The organism is Desulfobulbus alkaliphilus, from assembly GCF_016918545.1.
Lineage (GTDB): Bacteria > Desulfobacterota > Desulfobulbia > Desulfobulbales > Desulfobulbaceae > Desulfobulbus > Desulfobulbus alkaliphilus.
The window spans coordinates 1-391 of record NZ_JAFFQC010000417.1 but is presented as its reverse complement, the minus strand read 5'-3'; the positions used below and the strand labels follow the sequence as shown (position 1 = coordinate 391).

Here is a 391-nt window from a genome sequence, read left to right as displayed (position 1 = left end):
GTATTCGACGACCAGGTTCGGTTCCATCTTCACGGCGTACGGCACGTCCGACAGTTCCGGCACGCGGACGTAGCGAACCGAGAACGAGCGGTCCGACAGTTCCAGGTAATCCGGCACGTCGCGTTCCGACGACTGCTGGGCTTCGAGCACCAGAGCCATGTTGCGCGACTTTTCCTTCACGGTGACGACGTCTTCCGGCTTCACGCGGTAGGAGGCGATGTCGACCTTCTTGCCGTTGACCAGGACGTGGCCGTGGCTGACGAACTGGCGGGCGGCCCAGACGGTCGGGACGAACTTGGCGCGATAGACGACGGCGTCCAGGCGCGATTCCAGCAGACCGATCAGGTTTTCCGAGGTGTTGCCCTTGCGACGCGCGGCCTCGTCATAGGTC

At 63.4% G+C, this 391-nt stretch carries 1 protein-coding gene; it reads right to left on the bottom strand.

All coding sequences use genetic code 11. The annotated features are described in order from the left end of the window. The coding region (rpsD, locus tag JWG43_RS21185) for a 30S ribosomal protein S4 (RefSeq protein WP_205244495.1) at positions 1-391 on the bottom strand (391 nt) is incomplete at both ends.